Origin of the sequence: Brachyspira sp. SAP_772 (assembly GCF_009755885.1) — a bacterium.
Taxonomy (GTDB): Bacteria; Spirochaetota; Brachyspiria; order Brachyspirales; family Brachyspiraceae; genus Brachyspira.
In genome coordinates this window covers 1-18,517 of sequence record NZ_VYIX01000002.1, presented here as the reverse complement: position 1 = coordinate 18,517, position 18,517 = coordinate 1, and the positions used below count along the sequence as shown (strand labels likewise).

Genomic DNA, 18,517 nt, shown 5'->3' with positions numbered 1-18,517 from the left:
TGGCTTTTATAAAATAATTAAAAATTATGTGTTGCTATGTTTATGCGTAAGAGGCGTAAAACAAAAGTCAGATTATATTGCTCTTGCAAATAATGAACAAGTTATTAATAAATTTTTGAAAAATATTTTTGAATTATAAACATTGAGGGTTGGTAATTTCAAACCTTTCATCAATATTTTTCTCGCCCCATTCACACATAGCTTCTAATATTTTTGATAGTGATTTACCTTTTTTGGTTATAATATATTCTACTTTTGGAGGAACTTCTGCATACACTTTTCTTTCTATAAGACCATCTTCTTCTAATTCTCTAAGCTGATTAGTTAGAGTTCTTTGAGATATGGGTTTCATGTATCTAAGCATTTCATTAAATCTTTTTGTTTTATTTTCTATAAGATAATTTAGTATAAGAGGTTTGTATTTACCTCCTATCATATAAAGCGTAACTCCTATTTCTGATGCTACTTTTATTTTTTTCATATAGTTTCCTATTAACTGATAGTGAAATAAATGTTACTTAATAACAATTATTTCCGTTCTTGTGTAACAAATTTATTAATATATTATAATGCATAATTATTTTTTATAAAGGAGTTTTTTATTATGAAGAAATTAGTAGTTATTACGGGGGCAAGCTCTGGAATAGGAATGGAAACAGCAAAAAGATTCTCAGAAAATGGACACCCTACACTTTTAATATCAAGACGTAAAGAAATAATGGAGAGTTTAAATTTAAAAGATTCAATAAGTGTAAAAGCAGATGTTACAAATTTAGAAGAAGTAAGAGCGGCGATAAAAATGGCTGAAGATAAATATGGAAAAACTGATTTGCTTATAAATTGTGCAGGAGTAATGCTTCTTGGAAATATTGATAAACAAAGCTATGAAGAATGGAAAAAGATGATAGATGTTAATATAAATGGAATACTAACAACTACAAATATAATACTTCCAGATATGGTAAAAAGAAATGAAGGTACCATCATAAACATAAGTTCAATAGCAGGAAGAAAGACATTTAAAAATCATGGAGTATATTGCGGAAGCAAATTTGCTGTGCATGCAATAAGCGAAAGTATTAGAGAAGAAGTAGCCGATAAAAATGTAAGAGTTATAGTATTGGCACCCGGAGTTGTGGAAACTAATCTTTTAGAACATACGACAAATGAAACTATAAAAGCTAATTATGTTGAATGGAAAAAGAGCATAGGAAATGGTTTAAATGCTTCTGATATAGTTAATTGTATAGAATTCGCTTATAATATGCCTCAAGATATATGCGTAAGAGAATTAGTTATAGCGAAGACAAAGCAAATAGACTGATAATATTATAGGCCATAGTATATTTTTGTGCTATGGCTTTTTAATTTAAAATTAAACCAAACTTTAACAATTAATAATCTTTAAAACTATAGAAGTATATACAACAAAATAAATTGTTCATTTTATATAAAAATATTTAATGCATAAAACTCAATACAAATTTTACAAAATAATTAAATAAAATACTAAACTTTTCTGTAGATTGCCGTTAATTATTATAGTTAATTAATTTAAGGAGAAATTATATGACTATAAGCGGTATATCTTCTAACAATGCTATGCAAATGAGTGCTACTTCAATTAATACTAAGCCTAATGTAGTAGAAGTAAAACCTACTAATATTAATCAACAGGCTCAAAACTTGTCTCCTCTTTCTAGCAGATATACTTATGCTATGGGAAGAGATGGTAAAAGATATATACTTCAACTTAGAATAGATATAGCTTCAGTAAGAGCTTTTAGTGCTTTAGCTTAAAATATAATTACAATATGCAGAGAAACCTATCTGCATATTGTTTTATTCTTTTATCTCTTTTACTACTATCTTATTGCCATTTACAAGTATTACTTTTAATTTAGCATCTTTTTGTATAAACTCGCCTTCACTAATAGCATCATATTTTTTATCATCAATTAAAATGTTTCCTGATGGTCTAAAAGGTGTATAAGCTATTCCCTCAAGCCCAAGTAAATCATCATAAGACTCACTTGAATGATAGCCTGATGTATCTGTTTCTAAGAACATTTTACTTTTAAATACTTTAGATTTTGTCATAAATCTTGCCATTAATATTATAAGTATAATGTCTATAATAAGCGAAACAAAAATTACAAATACAGCTTGAGATATATTGGCTATACCAAAAGACATAAATATGCTTGCAAATATGGCGATTATTCCTGCAATTCCTGTAACTCCAAAACCCGGTATAACAAAAATCTCTAAAGCAAGTAAAACTATACCAAGCAAAAACACAGCAGGTGCAATAAATCCGCTGTCGCCAATAAAAAATTGTGCCGTAAAAAATAAAAAGAAACATACTATAGCAATTACACCGCCTATACCAAAACCCGGAGTTTTTATCTCTAAATATATTCCAGCTATAGCAATAGATATTAATATGCTCAACACTGCAGGATTACTTAAAAATCTTAAAATAAAATCATACAGTCCTTCTTCAAAATTTATTATCTCATAATCATCAATATTTTTTATTTTTAGAATTTCTTCTACAGAGTTTGCTTTGCTATTTGCAATATTTATTTGAACAGCCTCATCAGCACTCAATGTAAGTAATGTTTTATCGTCCAAATCAATGCCGTCATCTTTTTTAGTTAATACAATAGTTTCATCAACCATAGCCTCAGCAGCCTTTGCATTTTTTTTAGAGTGTTCAGCAGAAGCCCTCATAGCAGCACGCATAGCACTAACTTCCTTTTCGCTTGCCTTCTTTGGCTCTCCACCTTGAAGATATACAGGAGTAGCCGCCCCTATAATACTTCCGTCAGACATATAAATTTCTGAGCAGCTTAAAGATATCAAAGCTCCCGCAGATAATGCATTTTTGTTTATATATGCTGCCACTGGTATCTCGCTTTCTATCAATGCGTTTTTTATTTCTAATGCAGAAGACAGAAGTCCGCCCGGTGTATCGAGCTCAAGTATTATCAAAGAAGCTTCATTTTCTTTAGCCTCTTCTAATCCATTTTTTATATATGAGGCGTACCATCTATTTACCTCCTGAAACTCTAATTTTTTTATAACATACACTTTATCTTTTGCATACACGTTTGAGAAAATAAGAGTAAAAAGAATAGCTATATAAAAAACTTTTTTCATAATTGTTCGTCCGTTTATGTATTTGTTATATTATATATTAAAACAATATTTTTTAGAATATGTACGAGCTGTACCACCTTACCGCACAGTAATGCTATGCTTTAATTATAACTTCTTAGTCGTGCGGGGGAGTGCATTTTAATGTACAATTAAATTATAAAATTTATAATAAAAAATGCAGTTCTTTTGCTTCTTTTATACCAATACCGAGTAGGTGCCTATCGGCAAAAGAACTATGGGTGCGTACCGTAAGGGCACGCTTCGCAGGGGGGCTAGTCCACGAGAACAAAAAACTTAAAAATTATTTTTGACAAAATATAGTTGTTTAGGTATATTATAAAGTAAATTAGCCCCAATACAAATACATAATTGACTTTATTAACAACACTTCAAAAAGAATATTTAATTATTAATATTATAGGAGTAAATATGAAATATAAACCTACAAGCAGAAAAGAATTAAAAGATTTAGTAACAGATGAAAGTATTTATTTGGGCGATATTGATACTAGCCTAATAACTGATATGTCACGCTTATTTGAGGTTTTTAATAGAGATAATTATGATGGTATAGAAAATTGGGATACTTCTAATGTAGAAGATATGTCTGGTATGTTTTTTTTAAATAGAAATTTCAATAAAGATATTAGTAAATGGAATGTTTCTAAAGTAAAAAATATGGCTAATATGTTTTTCTTGGCTGAAAAATTTAATCAGCCTTTGAATGATTGGGACGTAAGCAATGTAACAAATATGAATGGTATGTTTATGAATGCTAAAAGTTTCAATCAGCCTCTTAATAATTGGAATGTAAGCAAAGTTAAAAATATGAACAATATGTTTCATGAGGCTGAAAGTTTTAATCAAGATATAAATGACTGGAATGTAAGTAATGTAGAAAGTATGATTAATATGTTTTCATCTGCTTATAAATTTGATCAGCCTTTATTTAAATGGGATACTTCTAATGTAGAAAATATGTCTGGTATGTTTACTGATAGTAGGAATTTCAATAAAGATATAAGCAAATGGAATGTTTCTAAAGTAAAAAATATGGCTAGTATGTTTTTCTCTGCTGAAAAATTTAATCAGCCTTTGAATGATTGGGATGTAAGCAATGTAACAAATATGAATAGCATGTTTGAGGGAGCTAAAAGTTTTAATCAGCCTCTTAATAATTGGGATACTGCAAAAGTAAAAGATATGGCTAAAATGTTTTCATCAGCTTATGCATTCAATCAAAATTTAGATGATTGGTATATTGATAATATTTCAGATATGACTAATTTTAATAAAGATTCTGCATTAGAATTAACTTTTAAATTTAAAACTTATTTATATGCTTTGACTTTAGATAAAGAAGAAAAAAATAATTTAAATGATTTTATAAAAAACAATGCCAAAGAAGTATACAAAACTATAGAAAATCGTAAAAATAAAAAAATCAATCTTCCTAAAAGATATTTAATAAATAATTTTTATAATGAATTAAAAGAATTAATACCAAATTATATTGAAAGTTTTAATAGTATAGAAGAAGTTTATGATTATATAGATAAGAACTATAATAAAAAAGATGATAAAAAAGTAAAATTTATAGATGATATAGAAATAGAAAATATAGATAAAAGAATAATAAAATATATTTACTTATCATATTTAGAATTAAAAAGAGAAGTCTACAGAATAAAACAAATAGATTATATTATAAATTTGCTTGATGAAAAGTCTTTTATAAATGCAATTAAAACAATATACACAAGTACCAATAAAGAAACTTCTCTCATTATGTATGCAATATATGGAGGAGATGGGGCATTAAGAGAGATTTATAAAAAAGAAAAAGATTCAAAATTATGTTTGCTTGCATTTTCTATTAATAAAAACAGTAAATATGCTGTTAATATGCTTTATAATGTATTTAGAAAAAGTAAAAAATCTGAAATAAGAGAGATGACAGAAATAATAATTGATAAGATGGCAAAAGAAAATAATTTGAGTGTTTATGAATTCGGATTAAAAGCTGTAGAAAATTTCGGATTTGATAGAAACGCAGAGAAAATAATAAATAATAATCAATATAAAATAATTTTAAAAAATAATTATACTATAGAATTGTTTGATATCAAAGAAAATAAAACATTAAAACAAATACCTAAAAATTTTGATAATAGTATAAAAGAAGAAATTAAATACATAAAAAAAGAAATTCCAAATATTATAAAAAATCAGAGTAATAATTTAATAAAGATTCTATTAGCAGGAAAAAAGTACGATTTTAATTTTTTTAAAGAAATATTTATTGATAATCCAATAATGAATATATTTGCTATTAATTTAGTTTGGAATTTATTTGATGAAAATAATAATTTTATAACAACATTTAGATATTCAGGCGACGGAAGCTATACCAACTGCGATGATGATACAGTAAATATAAATGATAATTATTTTGTAAGTTTATCAAGCCCTATAGAAATGGAAGAGAGTATTATATCAAAATGGAAAAAACAGCTTGAGGACTATGAATTATCACAGCCGATAATGCAGTTTACAAATATAAAAATAAATAATTTAGAAGAAGCATTGAAAAAATTACAAAATATAGAAGTAAGTGTCGGTTCAATAAGAGAATTTTCTCAAAAGTATGATATGAATACAGAATATAAAAGCTATTATGAAATTAATGGATATTCTTATAAAGATTTACATAATAATCAAAGGTTTTATATGAAAACAAAAACTCTTAATACTGACACCAATAATAATTATAAAATAAGAATTAATATAAAGTTTAATAATGCTAGCAGCAGATTCATATATACTTGGCTTATACTTTTAATAAGTGATTTTGGATTAACTTGTATGTTTTGAATATGTATAAACTATAATATAATATCAACATTTTAAGCTAAAACAATTCAGGCTTTTTGCTTCTTTGGGCCATACCCACAGGCACTTCCTTCGGTCGCCAAAAGAAGTGGGGTGCGGGGCAAAGCCCTGCAAGTAACTAAAATAAAAAAGTTAAAAATTTTCAGTGTATATTAAAACAATAATTTTTTATCAACTTTTTTGTCGCTCAAAAAAGTTGCAAAAAACGCACATACTATAGCTAATATCTTAGGAATATGTATTAGTATAAAATAATACTTGTATTTTTAGCTAAAAAAATGCAGTTCTTTTAACAATAAAAACTCTAGGTATATTTTAATAATCTATATTATTATTTTTTAAGAACTCTATTGCTGGCTCTATATTTTCAGCTGCTAATTCTTTCATATTATCCATAATCGCATTCATTTCATATCCATCATTCTTTTCTAAAGCTATTTCATAAGATTTATTAAAATACTCTAATGCTTCACTATTCAATTTATTATAATTTTCTATATTGTTTTTTTCTTTTAAAGCCAATCTTGATTTCACTTCTCCTATATTATTAGGAGGAAGGGCAAGTTCAGAATTTATTTCTAATGCTTTATATAAATTTTCTAATGCCTTGTCATATTCTTTTAATTTCACATAACAGCTTCCCAAATTATTAAAAGCATATTCATGTTCTTTATTTAATTTCACAGTCATTTCATAATCTTTAGAAGCTTCTTCATAATTGTCCAATCCCTCATTAGCAAGACCCCTATTATAATAGGCTTCATCATAATTAGGATTTAATTCTATATACTTATCAAAATCTTTAATGGCCTCTTCATACAAAGATAAATCAAGTTCAGCAATACCTTTATCATAATATATTTTATAATTATCAGCTTCTAATTTTATAGCCTTGTTATAATCACTAATAGATTCTTTTATTAACCCAGCATTATATTTGGCAATAGCTCTTCCATAATAACATTCATATCCAAGTTTTATCGCCTTAGTATAATTCTTTATGGCTTCATCATAGTGTTGTGACATTTCATTTAAAGTGCCTTTCAAACTATATAAATAAGCCTTATCAGAATCTGAATTTGCATTATATAAAGCTTTATCAAAATCTTTCATTGCCTCATCATATAAATTCAAATTAATCTTTGCCATAGCTATTTCATAATAAGCCTCTAGATAATCATTATCTAATTCTAAAACTTTATTATAATCTTCAATAGCTTCTTCATAGAGTTCTAAATCAGCTTTAGCATTTCCTCTATAATAATATGCATCTGTATAACTATTATCTAATTCCAAAACTTTATTATAATCTTCAATAGCTTCTTCATAAAGTTCTAAATCAGATTCAGCATTTCCTCTATAATAATATGCATCTGTATAACTATTATCTAATTCTAAAGTTTTATTATAATCTTCAATAGCTTCTTCATAAAGTTCTAAATCAGATTCAGCATTTCCTCTGCAATAATATGCCTCTATATAACCATTATCTAATTCTAAAGTTTTATTATAATCTTCAATAGCTTCTTCATAGAGTTTTAAATTAGCCTTAGCATTTCCTCTATAATAATATGCATCAGCATAAGAAGGATTAAATTTTATAAATATATCAAAATAATCAATAGCTTCCTCAAATAAATCTAAATTCTGTTTGCATAAAGCCTTATTATAAATGGCACTTTTGTCATCAGGATTTAATTCCAAAACTTTATTATAATCTTCTATAGCTTTATTATATTCTTCTAATTCAGAGTACATTAAAGCTCTGTTATAATAAGAACCAATATCTGTTTCATTAAGCTCTATAGCCTTATTATAATCATTTATAGCCTCTTCAAACATATTCAAATTGGAATAAGCTAAAGCTCTATCATGATATATATAACTTTCATCAGGCAAATAATCTGCAGCAATAGTAAAATCTTCAATGGCTTCTTCAAATAAATTTAAATCAAATTTGGACAAACCTCTATAATAATAATACATATAATTAATTTCATCATACTTCGTTAATAATGTATTAAAATCATCAATAGCCTCTTTATGTTTATCTATCTTAGCATAAGATAAAGCTCTAACAAAATAAGCATCTTTAAAATCAGAATTTAATTCTAAAGTTTTATTAAAATCCTCTATAGCCTCATTACATAAACCTATATTATATTTAGAAACTCCCCTGCCATAATAAGCATCGCAATGTTTATCATTAAGCTCTATAGTTTTATCAAAATATTTTATGGACTCTTCGTACTCTTTTAAATTGCCTTTAGAAGCACCTATATGATAATAAGCACTTATTAAAATATTATGTATATTATTAATATCTTCATCGCTAGTTTCATCATTATTATTATCACTATAAATAATAAACTCATTATCAGAATAAAAAACTAAATCCTTATTATAAATATCAATCATCTTTTGCAAGTTGTAAATAGCTTCTTTGTATCTTTCTTCTATAAAGGCATTTTTTCCTAATTCATATAATTGCTCTATTTCTTTTTTTATCATTTATTTATCCTGAGTAAAATTTAGAGTTCAAATATTAAAATATTTTTATAATTTTTCAAGCAATTTGTTTAAGGCTTTGCCTTATAATAATGAAATATAAGACAAAGCCCAAATTTATAAACTAATGATTATGCTTCTTTAGCTGATGCTATTTTACTATAACTCTCCCAAGCAAATACAGCTTTTTCTTTACTATCTGCATACACTTCTTCAACATTGCATATATATAAATAATGATCCCCTGTTTCAATAAACTCTTTTAAACTGCATTGTATGGCAGCAGCACTATGAATAGGAATTTTTATTTCGCTTGTAGGAAGTTCCTGCATTTTTATTTTAAATTCTTCTATTTTATTAGTATCTCTTCCGCTTTTCATACCGCACTCCATTACAATTTCTTTAATATTTTCACTTGGAATTGTAATTATAACTTTTTTATTTGAACGAACTAATTCACCGCTATATGAAGTTTTAGCCATTGCATAAGCTATCATATTGGGATTATAAGATAAATAAGTATACCATGATACCGTTGCAATATTAGTGCTTCCGTCAGGTTTTTGAGTGCATACTAATGCAACAGGATTTGGAGAAGTGATTTTTGAAGCTTTTGCTAGATTTATTTTTTCCATTTTTTAATACCTCTTAAAATTAAAAATATTGTTAAATGATAATTAATTAATGATAAAAAACAAGTACGAACAAAAAAGTAAGAGACTCACCTTTAGTGAAGTATACCAAAGAAGCAAAAGATCAACTTTTTCCCGCCGCAAAAAGTTGCAAAAAGTGCAAATGTTATAGCTTTGTATCTTTTGGAATATCTATAAACTATAAGATAATAAAAATATTTTTAGCTAAAAAATTGTAGTTCTTTTGCTTCTTTTATACCAATACCGAAGGCACTTCCTACGGTCGTAAAAGAAGTAGGGGCGTGGGGCAACGCCACCACAAATAAAAAACTTAAAAAATATTTTCTAATAAACTAAAATAATATATTCTGAAATAACTATATTTTGTTACATGATTTTTTATTCAACTTTTTCCCGCCTTCGCTTTGTGGACTTTGTCAAAGTTTTCACCCTTCGGGCACGCTTTGCATGGGGAAAGCCACCACAAACAAAAAATTTAAAATACATTTTTACAAGCTTAAAAAATTTTCATTGTATATTAAAATAATAATTTTCTATCAACTTTTTCCCGCCTTCGCACCCATACCTAAAGGTACTTCTTTCAGTCGCAGGCACTTCCTTCGGTCGCCCTGAAGGACTCCTTTCAGTCGTAAAAGAAGTGGGGGGCTGTACCCTAAGGGAACGCTTCGCAGGGGGCAAAGACACCACTGATAAAAAACTTATATATTCATTAGTGTCTATGGTTAAATCATAAATTACATATAACAATAATTAAATATTTGAAATAATAAAAGTATATTATACAATATTATCATATTATAATTAGGTTATTTTTATGATAAAGAATTTTGAAATTCGTAATTACAGACAATTTAAAAATTCTAAGTTTGACAATTTTGCAAATGTTAATTTATTTGCAGGTGACAATGATACAGGAAAAACTACTATATTAAAATTTTTATATTCTATAACTCATCAACTTAAAAACATAAAAAATAACAATATTAGAGATTGCAATATATTTCAGTATATTAATAATCTTTATGATTTTAATAATTTTCAATTTGACACTAGTAATAAACCAACAGATAAACTAAAAAATCTTTATCTGTACGATGGAAATACTGTTCATTTTAATGTTTCTATTTCAAATAGTAAAAATGAAACTATAACTTCTAATGATAAAATTAATGGTTACAATTATGATTATAAACCTTTATTTATACCTGCTAAAGAAATTTTATCTATTATGAATGCTGTTATTTATCTTAAAAATCAAAATATAGGAAGCGGATTTGATGATTCTTATACTGATATAATTTATGAAATATTTGCAAGAAAAAATATTGATGAAAGAGAATTATTAAGTGTATTTAATAACAGATATGATTTTTATAATGGTAATATACAAATAGATAAAAATACTGTTAATTATTATAAAAATGACGGAAATATTTATAATATTAATATAATGTCTGAAGGAATAAAAAGGCTGGGAATATTTGAAGTTCTTTACAGTACAGGTAATTTAACAAAGAAAAGTATTTTATTTATTGATGAGCCTGAAAACAGTTTAGACCCTAAAATGCTTCGTGAACTTATGAGATTTTTAGTTGATATTTCAAAAGAAGGCGTCCAGATATTTATGGCTAGTGATGATTCATCAGTTTTAACTCAGCTTAGTCATATTGCATTAAAAGAAAATTATTCAATAAATTCGTATTTCTTTATAAAAGAATATAATTACACAAAAATAGACGGACCTTATGATATTTCAAAAACTTGTGCAGAATTAAAATAATATTAAAACAATAATTTTCTATCAACTTTTTTCCGCAGCAAAAAGAACCAAAAAGTGCAAGTGACATGGTTTTGTAAGTTTGGGATATATATAAACTATAAGATAATACCAATATTTTTAGCTAAAAAATTGCAGTTCTTTTGCTTCTTTTATACCAATAAAAGAAGTGGGGTGCGGGGCAAAGCCCTGCAAATAACTAAAATAAAAGAGTTAAAGATTTTTACTATATATTAAAACTATTATTTTATATCAACTTTTTCCCGTAGTACACGGTGTGGACTTCGTCAAAGTTTTCACCCTTCGGTCACGCTTCGCGAAAGTACAAATAAAAATTTAATTTTACTAATTAATGCAGTTAATGTAGTTTTTTGCTATGAACATGAAAACAAAATATTGATAAATAAACAATAGAATATATAATTATTTCAAGATTTTTATTTATAGGAGTTATCTATATGAAAGTAGCTATTATTTTTGGAAGCAGAAGCGATACTGATAAAATGAAAAATGCTGCCTTATGTTTAAAAGAGTTTGGTATTGAATATAAGGCTTTTGTATTATCTGCCCATAGAGTGCCTGAACATCTTGAAAAAACTATTAAAGATATAGAAAATCAAAACTTTGAAGTGATAATTGCGGGTGCTGGTCTTGCTGCTCATTTACCGGGTGTTATAGCTTCTAAAACTATACTTCCTGTAATAGGTGTTCCAATTAGTGCTAGTGTGCTTGATGGAATGGACGCTTTACTTTCTATAGTGCAAATGCCAAAGCCTATCACTGTTGCTACTGTGGGTATAAATAATTCTTATAATGCTGGTATGCTTGCCGTTGAAATGTTGTCTTTGAAATATGAGAGTGTAAGAAATAAATTAATAGAATATAGGAAAAAGATGAAAGAAGATTTTATTTCAGATAACGAGAAACCAATAGATTTTGGTATTTAATAGAGCTGTAACATATTGGCGAGGATCAAGTATAAAATTTCTGAAATATATTTATTTACGCATATAGTTAAAGAATAATTTTCTATCAACTTTTTCCAGCAGCTACGCACCTAAAGGTACTCCCTTCGGTCGCCCTGAAGGACTCCTTTCAGTCGCGGTGCGGACTTCGTCAAAGAACCAAAAAGTGCAAGTACTATAGCTAATATCTTAAAAGTTGATAAAATATAATTGTTTCAGTATATACTCAGTTTCGTGAAATTTTTTGTAAGTTCAATGATATAAAATATCATAAACTGTAAGGAAAATAAAATGCAAAATAATAAAAAAAATTACACAATAGAAGAAATAAAAGAATTAATAAATAAAAGAATTAATAAAAGAATAAATAATGAAAAACTCGAAGATGATGATGTACTTTACAATAAAGAAGCTCAAGAAATATTAAATAAGCATTTAAAAAAAGAGCCTAATAATAAAGAATTATTATTTTTATTAGCTTTGGTGCAGTATGATGATTCATATATTGATGATGAATATAAAAAAGTAATAGCAACATTGAAAAAACTTTTAAATCTTAATTATAAAAAAGATAAAGTTTTATACTATTTAGCAGCATCATATTATTATGACAAAGATTATGATAATAAAAAAATACAAAAAAAAATTATTGAATTATTAGAAAATGCTATTGAATTAAATAATAAAGATTCTGAATATTGGTATTTACTTGGAACAGCACATTTCTTTGTTATAAAAGATTATGATAAAGCTATAGAGTTTCATAAAAAAGCAGCTGAAATAAATTATACAGAAACAATTTATAACAATAAAGAATATTATTATTATACATTTGGGAAAATAAATTTATATTTAGGAAAAAGCCAAGATGCTATAGAAAATTTTAAAAAAGCTATAAAAGATTCAATAGATTATTTTAATAATTTTTATGAAGTGTCTAATTATTGGCATTATTTAGGCTTAAGCTATGAAAAAAACGGACAGTATGATGAAGCTTTGAAAAGTTATAAAATGGCATTAAATATAAATATAAGAAGCGAGTTAGATGATAATTTTTATAATTGTTTAAAGGCATTAAAATCATTGTATGATTTATATAAAAAACTCGGTAAAAATAATGATGCTATATATACTTTGAAAAATAGTATAAAAAAAGATGTATCAGCACCATTTATGATTATACCATATGATGATAAGGATTTTAAAGGAAGCGAAACTTATAATGATATAATTGAGGCATATAATGATATTATTTGGGATTATCATAAGTCAGCTGCATCATGCAGAGAAATGCTTGCAGATTTTTATAAAAGATATGGAGAATATGATAAAGCTATAGAATTATATAATCAAACATCTAAAGAGAATTATAAAAATATAGCTGAAACATATATAGAAGCTAAAAATTATAAAAATGCAATAGATACATATAAAATGATTATAAAAATGTATCCTGATGATGCATTGAATTATTATATTGATATTGCCCTTAATTATGAATATGCAGAAAATTATAATGAGGCTATTGATTATTACAATAAAGCTATAGAAATTGACAGTGGAAATTTAGACTATTATATTAATATTGCTGAAATATATGAAAAATTAGAAAACTATGAAGAAGCTATTAATTATTATAATAAAGCTATAAAAATTGACAGTGAAAATTCATACTATTATATTAATATTGCTGAAATTTATAAAAAATTAGAAAACTATGAAGAAGCTATTAATTATTATAATAAAGCTATAGAAATTTTAAATAAACCATGCAAATCTTATAAAGAATTAGCAGAATGTTATGAAATGCTTGGAAAATACAATAATGCTATAGAAGCATATAAAGAATATTTTAAAATAGCTGATGATGAACTATTCATATATATAAGAGGCAGTAAACTTGATACATTAAAAAATATTGCTTATCTATATGATAAACTTAATGATATAGAAAATAGAAATTTATATTATGAAAAAGCCATAAAAAAATGTAGAGAACTTATAAAAGAATATAAGAGAAACAAAAAAGAATATTTAAAAGAAATAGCAGATATTTATATAAAAATAGGAAATAAAGAAAAAGCATTTGAAATATATAATGACTTAATAGAAAAGTGTAATAAAGAAATATCAAGAAATAAAAATGATTATGAGCTTTTTGAAATACAGGCAGATTTATATTTGAAAATTGATGATAAAGAAAGTGCATTAGAAACATACAATAAAGCTATAGAAGTATGCCTTAAAAATATAAAAAGTTTTGAAAATAAAAAAATATCGATTGCAGATGATGATTATAAAAATAAAATAGATTATTATATGAAAGATTTATCATATTTAGCATTTTTCTATCAAAAAATTTCAAAACCAGATAAAAGCATACATATTTATGAAGAGCTTATAAAAATATATAAGGAAAATATGCCAGATAAAGAAGATAATATAATTTATTTAAAATCCATTGCAGAGCTTTATATGAAATTAAATCAAAAAGATAATGCTTTAAAAACATATGAAAGAATTTTAGAAATAGATAAATATAATAATGATGCAAAAGAAAACATAAAAGATATAGAATCAGGAAAAGAGGTAGAAACAGCAGACATTTTTGAATTATGGAATAGGAAGTATAAACAATAGGAGAAAATATAAATAGTATTTAAATAATAAAAGCCTAATATGTTTTTATTATCATACTAGGCTTTATTAGCTAATTAATTTTTTATAAAAAATAGGAGAATAAAATGCTAGATAATAAAAAAAATTACACAATAGAAGAAATAAAAGAATTAATAAATAAAAAAATAAATAATGAAGAACTTGAAGATGACGATGTGCTTTACTTCTATGAAGAAGCTCAAGAAATATTAAAGAAGCATTTAAAAAAAGATCCTAATAATAAAGAATTATTATTTTTATTAGCTTTGGTACAGTATTATGATTCATATATTGATGATGAATATAAAAAAGTAATAGCAACATTGAAAAAACTTTTAAATCTTAATTATAAAAAAGATAAAGTTTTATACTATTTAGCAGCATCGTATTATTATGACAGATATTGTTATGATAATAATAAAAAAATACAAAAAGAAATTATTCAATTATTAGAAAATGCAATTGAATTAAACGGTAAAGATTCTGAATATTGGTATTTACTTGGAAAAGTGCATTTCTTTGTTATAAAAGATTATGATAAAGCTATAGAGTTTTATAAAAAAGCAGCTGAAATAAATTATACAGAAACAATTTGGAATAATAAAGAATATTATTATTATACATTGGGGAAAATAAATTTATATTTAGGAAAAAGCCAAAATGCTGTAAGATATTTTAAAAAAGTCAAAAAATATTCAATAGATTGTTTTAGTGATTTTCATGATGAGTCTAATTATTGGCATTATTTAGGATTAAGCTATGAAAAAAATGGACAGTATGATGAAGCTTTAAAAAGTTATGAAAAGGCATTAGATATAAATGTAAGAAGCGAGTTAGATGATTATTTTTATGATTGTTTAAAGGCATTAAAATCATTGTATGATTTATATAAAAAACTCGGTAAAAATGATGATGCTTTGTACGCTTTGAAAGACAGTATAGAAAAAGATATATCAGCACCATTTATGATTATACCAGATGATGATAAGGATTTTAAAGGAAGCGAAACTTATAATGATATAATTGAGGCATATAATGATATTATAGATGATAGTTGGCATTATTGTCAGTCAGCTTCTGCATGCAGAGAAATGCTCGCAGACTTTTATAAAAGATATAGAGAATATGATAAAGCTATAGAATTATATAATCAAATATCCATAGAAAATTATAAAAATATAGCTAAAACATATAGAGAAGGCAAAAATTATAAAAAGGCAATAAATGCATATAAAATGATTATAAAAATGTATCCTGATAATGAATTGAATTGTTATATTGATATTGCCAGTACTTATAAAAATGCAGAAAATTATAATGAGGCTATTGATTATTACAATAAAGCTATAGAAATTTACGGTAAAAAATCAGACTATTATATTAATATTGCTGAAATCTATGAAAAATTAGAAAACTATGAAGAGGCTATTAAGCATTATAATAAAGCTATAGAAATTTTAAATGAGCCATGCCAATATCATAAAAAATTAGCAGAATGTTATGAAATGCTTGGAAAATACAATAATGCTATAGAAGCATATAAAGAATATTTAAAAATAGCTGATGATGAACCATTCTTATATACATATATAAGAGACAGTAAACTTGATATATTAAAAAAAATTGCTTCTTTATATGATAAACTTAATGATATAGAAAGTAAAAATTTATATTATGAAAAAGCTATACAAAAATGCAGAGAACTTATAAAAAAATATAAGAGATACAAAAAAGAATATTTAAAAGAAACTGCAGATATTTATATAAAAATAGTAAATAAAGAAGAAGCCTTTGAAATATATAATGACTTAATAAAAGAATGTGATAAAGAAATATCAAAAAATAAAAATGATTATGAGCTTTTAAAAATACAGGCAGATTTATATTTAAAAATTGATGATAAAGAAAGTGCATTGGAAACATACAATAAAGCTATAGAAGTATGTCTTAAAAAGATAAAAAGTTTTGAAAATAAAAAAATATCTAGTGCAGATAATGATGATTATAAAAATAACATAGATTTTTATATGGAAGATTTATCATATTTAGCATGGTTCTATCAAAAAGTTTCAAGACCAGATAAAAGCATACCTATTTATGAAGAGCTTATAAAAATATATAAAGAAAATATAACAGATAATGAAAACAGTACATTTTACTTAGAATTTATTGCAGAACTTTATATAAAATTAAATCAAAAAGATAATGCTTTAAAAACATATAAAAGGATTTTAAAAATAGATAAATATAATAATGATGCAAAAGAAAAAATAAAAGATATAGAATCAGGAAAAGAATTAGAAACATCATGTATATTTGGTTTATCTTCTAGAATCCTAATTATATAAGGTTCTTTTATAGCAATACCAAAGGCACTTCATTCGGTCGCTTTGCGGCATGCCACAAGGGCACTCCTTTCAGTCGCCCTGAAGGACTCCCTACGGTCGCAAAAGAACAGGGGGTGTGTACCCTACGGGCACGCTTCGCAGGAGGGCTAGTCCCCGATAATAAAAAAACATAAAAATATTTTAGACAGACTTAAAAATTTTTAGTATATAGTAAAACAATTATTTTCTGTCAACTTTTTCCCGCGTACGAGCTGTACCACCTTGCCGCACGGTAATGCTATGCTTTAATTATAACTTCTTAGTCATGCGGGGGAGTGCATTTTAATGTACAATTAAATTATAAAATTTATATTGTTCTTTTTCCCGCAGCTTACGCGGTGCGGACTTCGTCAAAGAACCAAAAAGTGCGAGTGCTTTAGCGTTGTATTTTTTGAATGTGTATAAACTATATTGTAATACTAACATTTTAAGCTAAACAATGCAGCCTTTTTGCTTCTTTGTGGCACGCCACAAGGGCACTCCTTTCAGTCGCAAAAGAAGTAGGGTGCGGGGCAAAGCCCTGCAAATAATTAAAACAAAAAACTCAAAATCATTTGTATTTTATCTTCACCAATTTCAAATCTACCGATATCATAAACAAACTAGGTAAAAATATTAATGTTAAAAGTGAAGCAAATAAAAGCCCATAAGCCATAGCCATAACCATAGGCACAATTAAATCTGCATTACCTCCAATTCCGTAAACTGTAGGAAGAAGTCCAAATATTGTAGTAACCGTAGTTAAAAATATTGCTCTAAACCTCTCGCCTGCCCCTTCAACTACAGCATTAAATACATCTTGTTTTGATTGTATGTTTCCTTCTTCTAATATTCTGTTTATCAAGTCAACCATTATAATACCATTATTAACAACAACTCCCGCAAGCCCTACTATACCAACGGCACCAACAAATGACATAGGCATACCATGTGCAGCAAAACCTAATATAACTCCCACAACCCCAAAAGGTATTATCCCAAGTATCATAAGTGGCTGAACAAATTTATTGAATTGTAATAGAAGTATTATATATATAGCTATAATAGCTACAAAATATCCATACAATATGCTTTGCATAGGCTCTTTAGTTTCTTTTACTTCCCCTCCAAATTCTATGCTTATATTAGGATAATCTTGAGAAATAGAATCAAAGAATTCCTGAACAGAGTCTGTTACTCTTATAGCAGTGGTTTCACCCAATACTATATCGGTTGTTATGGTTACAGATTTTTTACCGTTGTAGTGCCTTATACTTGATTGACTATTTGTAACTTCTATTGTTGCTATATCTTTTAATTGTATTAGTCTTCCATATGTGCTTGGCATATATAAATTGTTTAATACATTAGTGTCGTAGGTGTATTTTTTATCCATTCGCACTCTAAAATCAAGTTTATTCTCAAATTGCTGAATAGAAGTAGCAACTATTCCAGAATATGCCGCTCTCAATTCTCTTGCCGCATAAGCCACATTTACACCAAGCTCACTCATTCTGTCATAATCAAACAACA

Annotated in this window: 12 protein-coding genes; 7 read left to right on the top strand and 5 right to left on the bottom strand. The window is 26.1% G+C overall.

Annotated features, from left to right (window positions below; genetic code table 11):
• Positions 1-133: 133 nt before the first annotated feature.
• Positions 134-481 carry a helix-turn-helix domain-containing protein gene (locus GQX97_RS05260; protein WP_157150914.1) on the bottom strand — a complete coding sequence of 116 codons (348 nt, stop codon included), beginning with the start codon at positions 479-481 and terminating at the stop codon, positions 134-136.
• Positions 482-604: 123 nt separating this feature from the next.
• On the opposite strand from GQX97_RS05260, the gene GQX97_RS05255 reads away from it, so the two are divergent.
• Both GQX97_RS05255 and GQX97_RS05250 read left to right on the top strand, forming a co-directional pair.
• A complete protein-coding gene (locus tag GQX97_RS05255) occupies positions 605-1,324 on the top strand; it encodes an SDR family oxidoreductase (protein WP_157150913.1) in 720 nt (239 codons plus the stop codon).
• Between the two features lie 245 nt (positions 1,325-1,569).
• Positions 1,570-1,800: a hypothetical protein gene (locus GQX97_RS05250; RefSeq protein ID WP_157150912.1), complete on the top strand. Its 231-nt coding sequence runs from the start codon at positions 1,570-1,572 to the stop codon at positions 1,798-1,800.
• A 42-nt stretch (positions 1,801-1,842) separates the two neighbouring features.
• Here the strand turns inward: GQX97_RS05250 and GQX97_RS05245 are convergent, their stop codons facing one another.
• Positions 1,843-3,165 (bottom strand): nodulation protein NfeD, encoded by a 1,323-nt coding sequence (locus GQX97_RS05245; RefSeq protein WP_157150911.1) that lies wholly within the window; start codon positions 3,163-3,165, stop codon positions 1,843-1,845.
• A 429-nt stretch (positions 3,166-3,594) separates the two neighbouring features.
• Between GQX97_RS05245 and GQX97_RS05240 the strand changes: the two genes are divergently transcribed.
• The gene (locus tag GQX97_RS05240) at positions 3,595-6,039 is read left to right on the top strand and encodes a BspA family leucine-rich repeat surface protein (protein WP_157150910.1); all 2,445 of its coding nucleotides are present in this window, start codon (positions 3,595-3,597) and stop codon (positions 6,037-6,039) included.
• A 333-nt stretch (positions 6,040-6,372) separates the two neighbouring features.
• On the opposite strand, the gene GQX97_RS05235 is transcribed toward GQX97_RS05240, so the two are convergent.
• Both GQX97_RS05235 and GQX97_RS05230 read right to left on the bottom strand, forming a co-directional pair.
• Positions 6,373-8,568: a tetratricopeptide repeat protein gene (locus tag GQX97_RS05235; protein ID WP_157150909.1), complete on the bottom strand. Its 2,196-nt coding sequence runs from the start codon at positions 8,566-8,568 to the stop codon at positions 6,373-6,375.
• 128 nt (positions 8,569-8,696) lie between these two features.
• Positions 8,697-9,200 (bottom strand): flavin reductase family protein, encoded by a 504-nt coding sequence (locus tag GQX97_RS05230; RefSeq protein ID WP_157150908.1) that lies wholly within the window; start codon positions 9,198-9,200, stop codon positions 8,697-8,699.
• 832 nt (positions 9,201-10,032) lie between these two features.
• On the opposite strand from GQX97_RS05230, the gene GQX97_RS05225 reads away from it, so the two are divergent.
• The 4 genes from GQX97_RS05225 to GQX97_RS05210 all read left to right on the top strand — a co-directional run bounded on the left by GQX97_RS05225 (position 10,033) and on the right by GQX97_RS05210 (position 16,966).
• Positions 10,033-10,998, top strand: coding sequence for an ATP/GTP-binding protein (locus GQX97_RS05225; protein ID WP_157150907.1), 966 nt, complete (start codon positions 10,033-10,035; stop codon positions 10,996-10,998).
• 455 nt (positions 10,999-11,453) lie between these two features.
• Entirely contained in the window at positions 11,454-11,942 is a 489-nt protein-coding gene (purE, locus tag GQX97_RS05220; RefSeq protein WP_014934006.1) for a 5-(carboxyamino)imidazole ribonucleotide mutase, read from the top strand.
• Positions 11,943-12,251: 309 nt separating this feature from the next.
• The gene (locus GQX97_RS05215) at positions 12,252-14,600 is read left to right on the top strand and encodes a tetratricopeptide repeat protein (RefSeq protein ID WP_157150906.1); all 2,349 of its coding nucleotides are present in this window, start codon (positions 12,252-12,254) and stop codon (positions 14,598-14,600) included.
• Positions 14,601-14,704: 104 nt separating this feature from the next.
• Positions 14,705-16,966, top strand: a complete 2,262-nt coding sequence (locus GQX97_RS05210; RefSeq protein ID WP_157150905.1) for a lipopolysaccharide assembly protein LapB — start codon at positions 14,705-14,707, stop codon at positions 16,964-16,966.
• 589 nt (positions 16,967-17,555) lie between these two features.
• Here GQX97_RS05210 and GQX97_RS05205 read toward each other — a convergent pair.
• The coding region (locus tag GQX97_RS05205) for an efflux RND transporter permease subunit (RefSeq protein ID WP_198391202.1) at positions 17,556-18,517 on the bottom strand (962 nt) is incomplete at its 5' end.

Excerpts from the sequence above, each read along its gene's own strand:
- GQX97_RS05260 (WP_157150914.1), bottom strand. The coding sequence starts at position 481 with ATGAAAAAAATAAAAGTAGCATCAGAAATAGGAGTTACGCTTTATATG.
- GQX97_RS05255 (WP_157150913.1), top strand. The coding sequence starts at position 605 with ATGAAGAAATTAGTAGTTATTACGGGGGCAAGCTCTGGAATAGGAATG.
- GQX97_RS05250 (WP_157150912.1), top strand. The coding sequence starts at position 1,570 with ATGACTATAAGCGGTATATCTTCTAACAATGCTATGCAAATGAGTGCT.
- GQX97_RS05245 (WP_157150911.1), bottom strand. The coding sequence starts at position 3,165 with ATGAAAAAAGTTTTTTATATAGCTATTCTTTTTACTCTTATTTTCTCA.
- GQX97_RS05240 (WP_157150910.1), top strand. The coding sequence starts at position 3,595 with ATGAAATATAAACCTACAAGCAGAAAAGAATTAAAAGATTTAGTAACA.
- GQX97_RS05235 (WP_157150909.1), bottom strand. The coding sequence starts at position 8,568 with ATGATAAAAAAAGAAATAGAGCAATTATATGAATTAGGAAAAAATGCC.
- GQX97_RS05230 (WP_157150908.1), bottom strand. The coding sequence starts at position 9,200 with ATGGAAAAAATAAATCTAGCAAAAGCTTCAAAAATCACTTCTCCAAAT.
- GQX97_RS05225 (WP_157150907.1), top strand. The coding sequence starts at position 10,033 with ATGATAAAGAATTTTGAAATTCGTAATTACAGACAATTTAAAAATTCT.
- purE (WP_014934006.1), top strand. The coding sequence starts at position 11,454 with ATGAAAGTAGCTATTATTTTTGGAAGCAGAAGCGATACTGATAAAATG.
- GQX97_RS05215 (WP_157150906.1), top strand. The coding sequence starts at position 12,252 with ATGCAAAATAATAAAAAAAATTACACAATAGAAGAAATAAAAGAATTA.
- GQX97_RS05210 (WP_157150905.1), top strand. The coding sequence starts at position 14,705 with ATGCTAGATAATAAAAAAAATTACACAATAGAAGAAATAAAAGAATTA.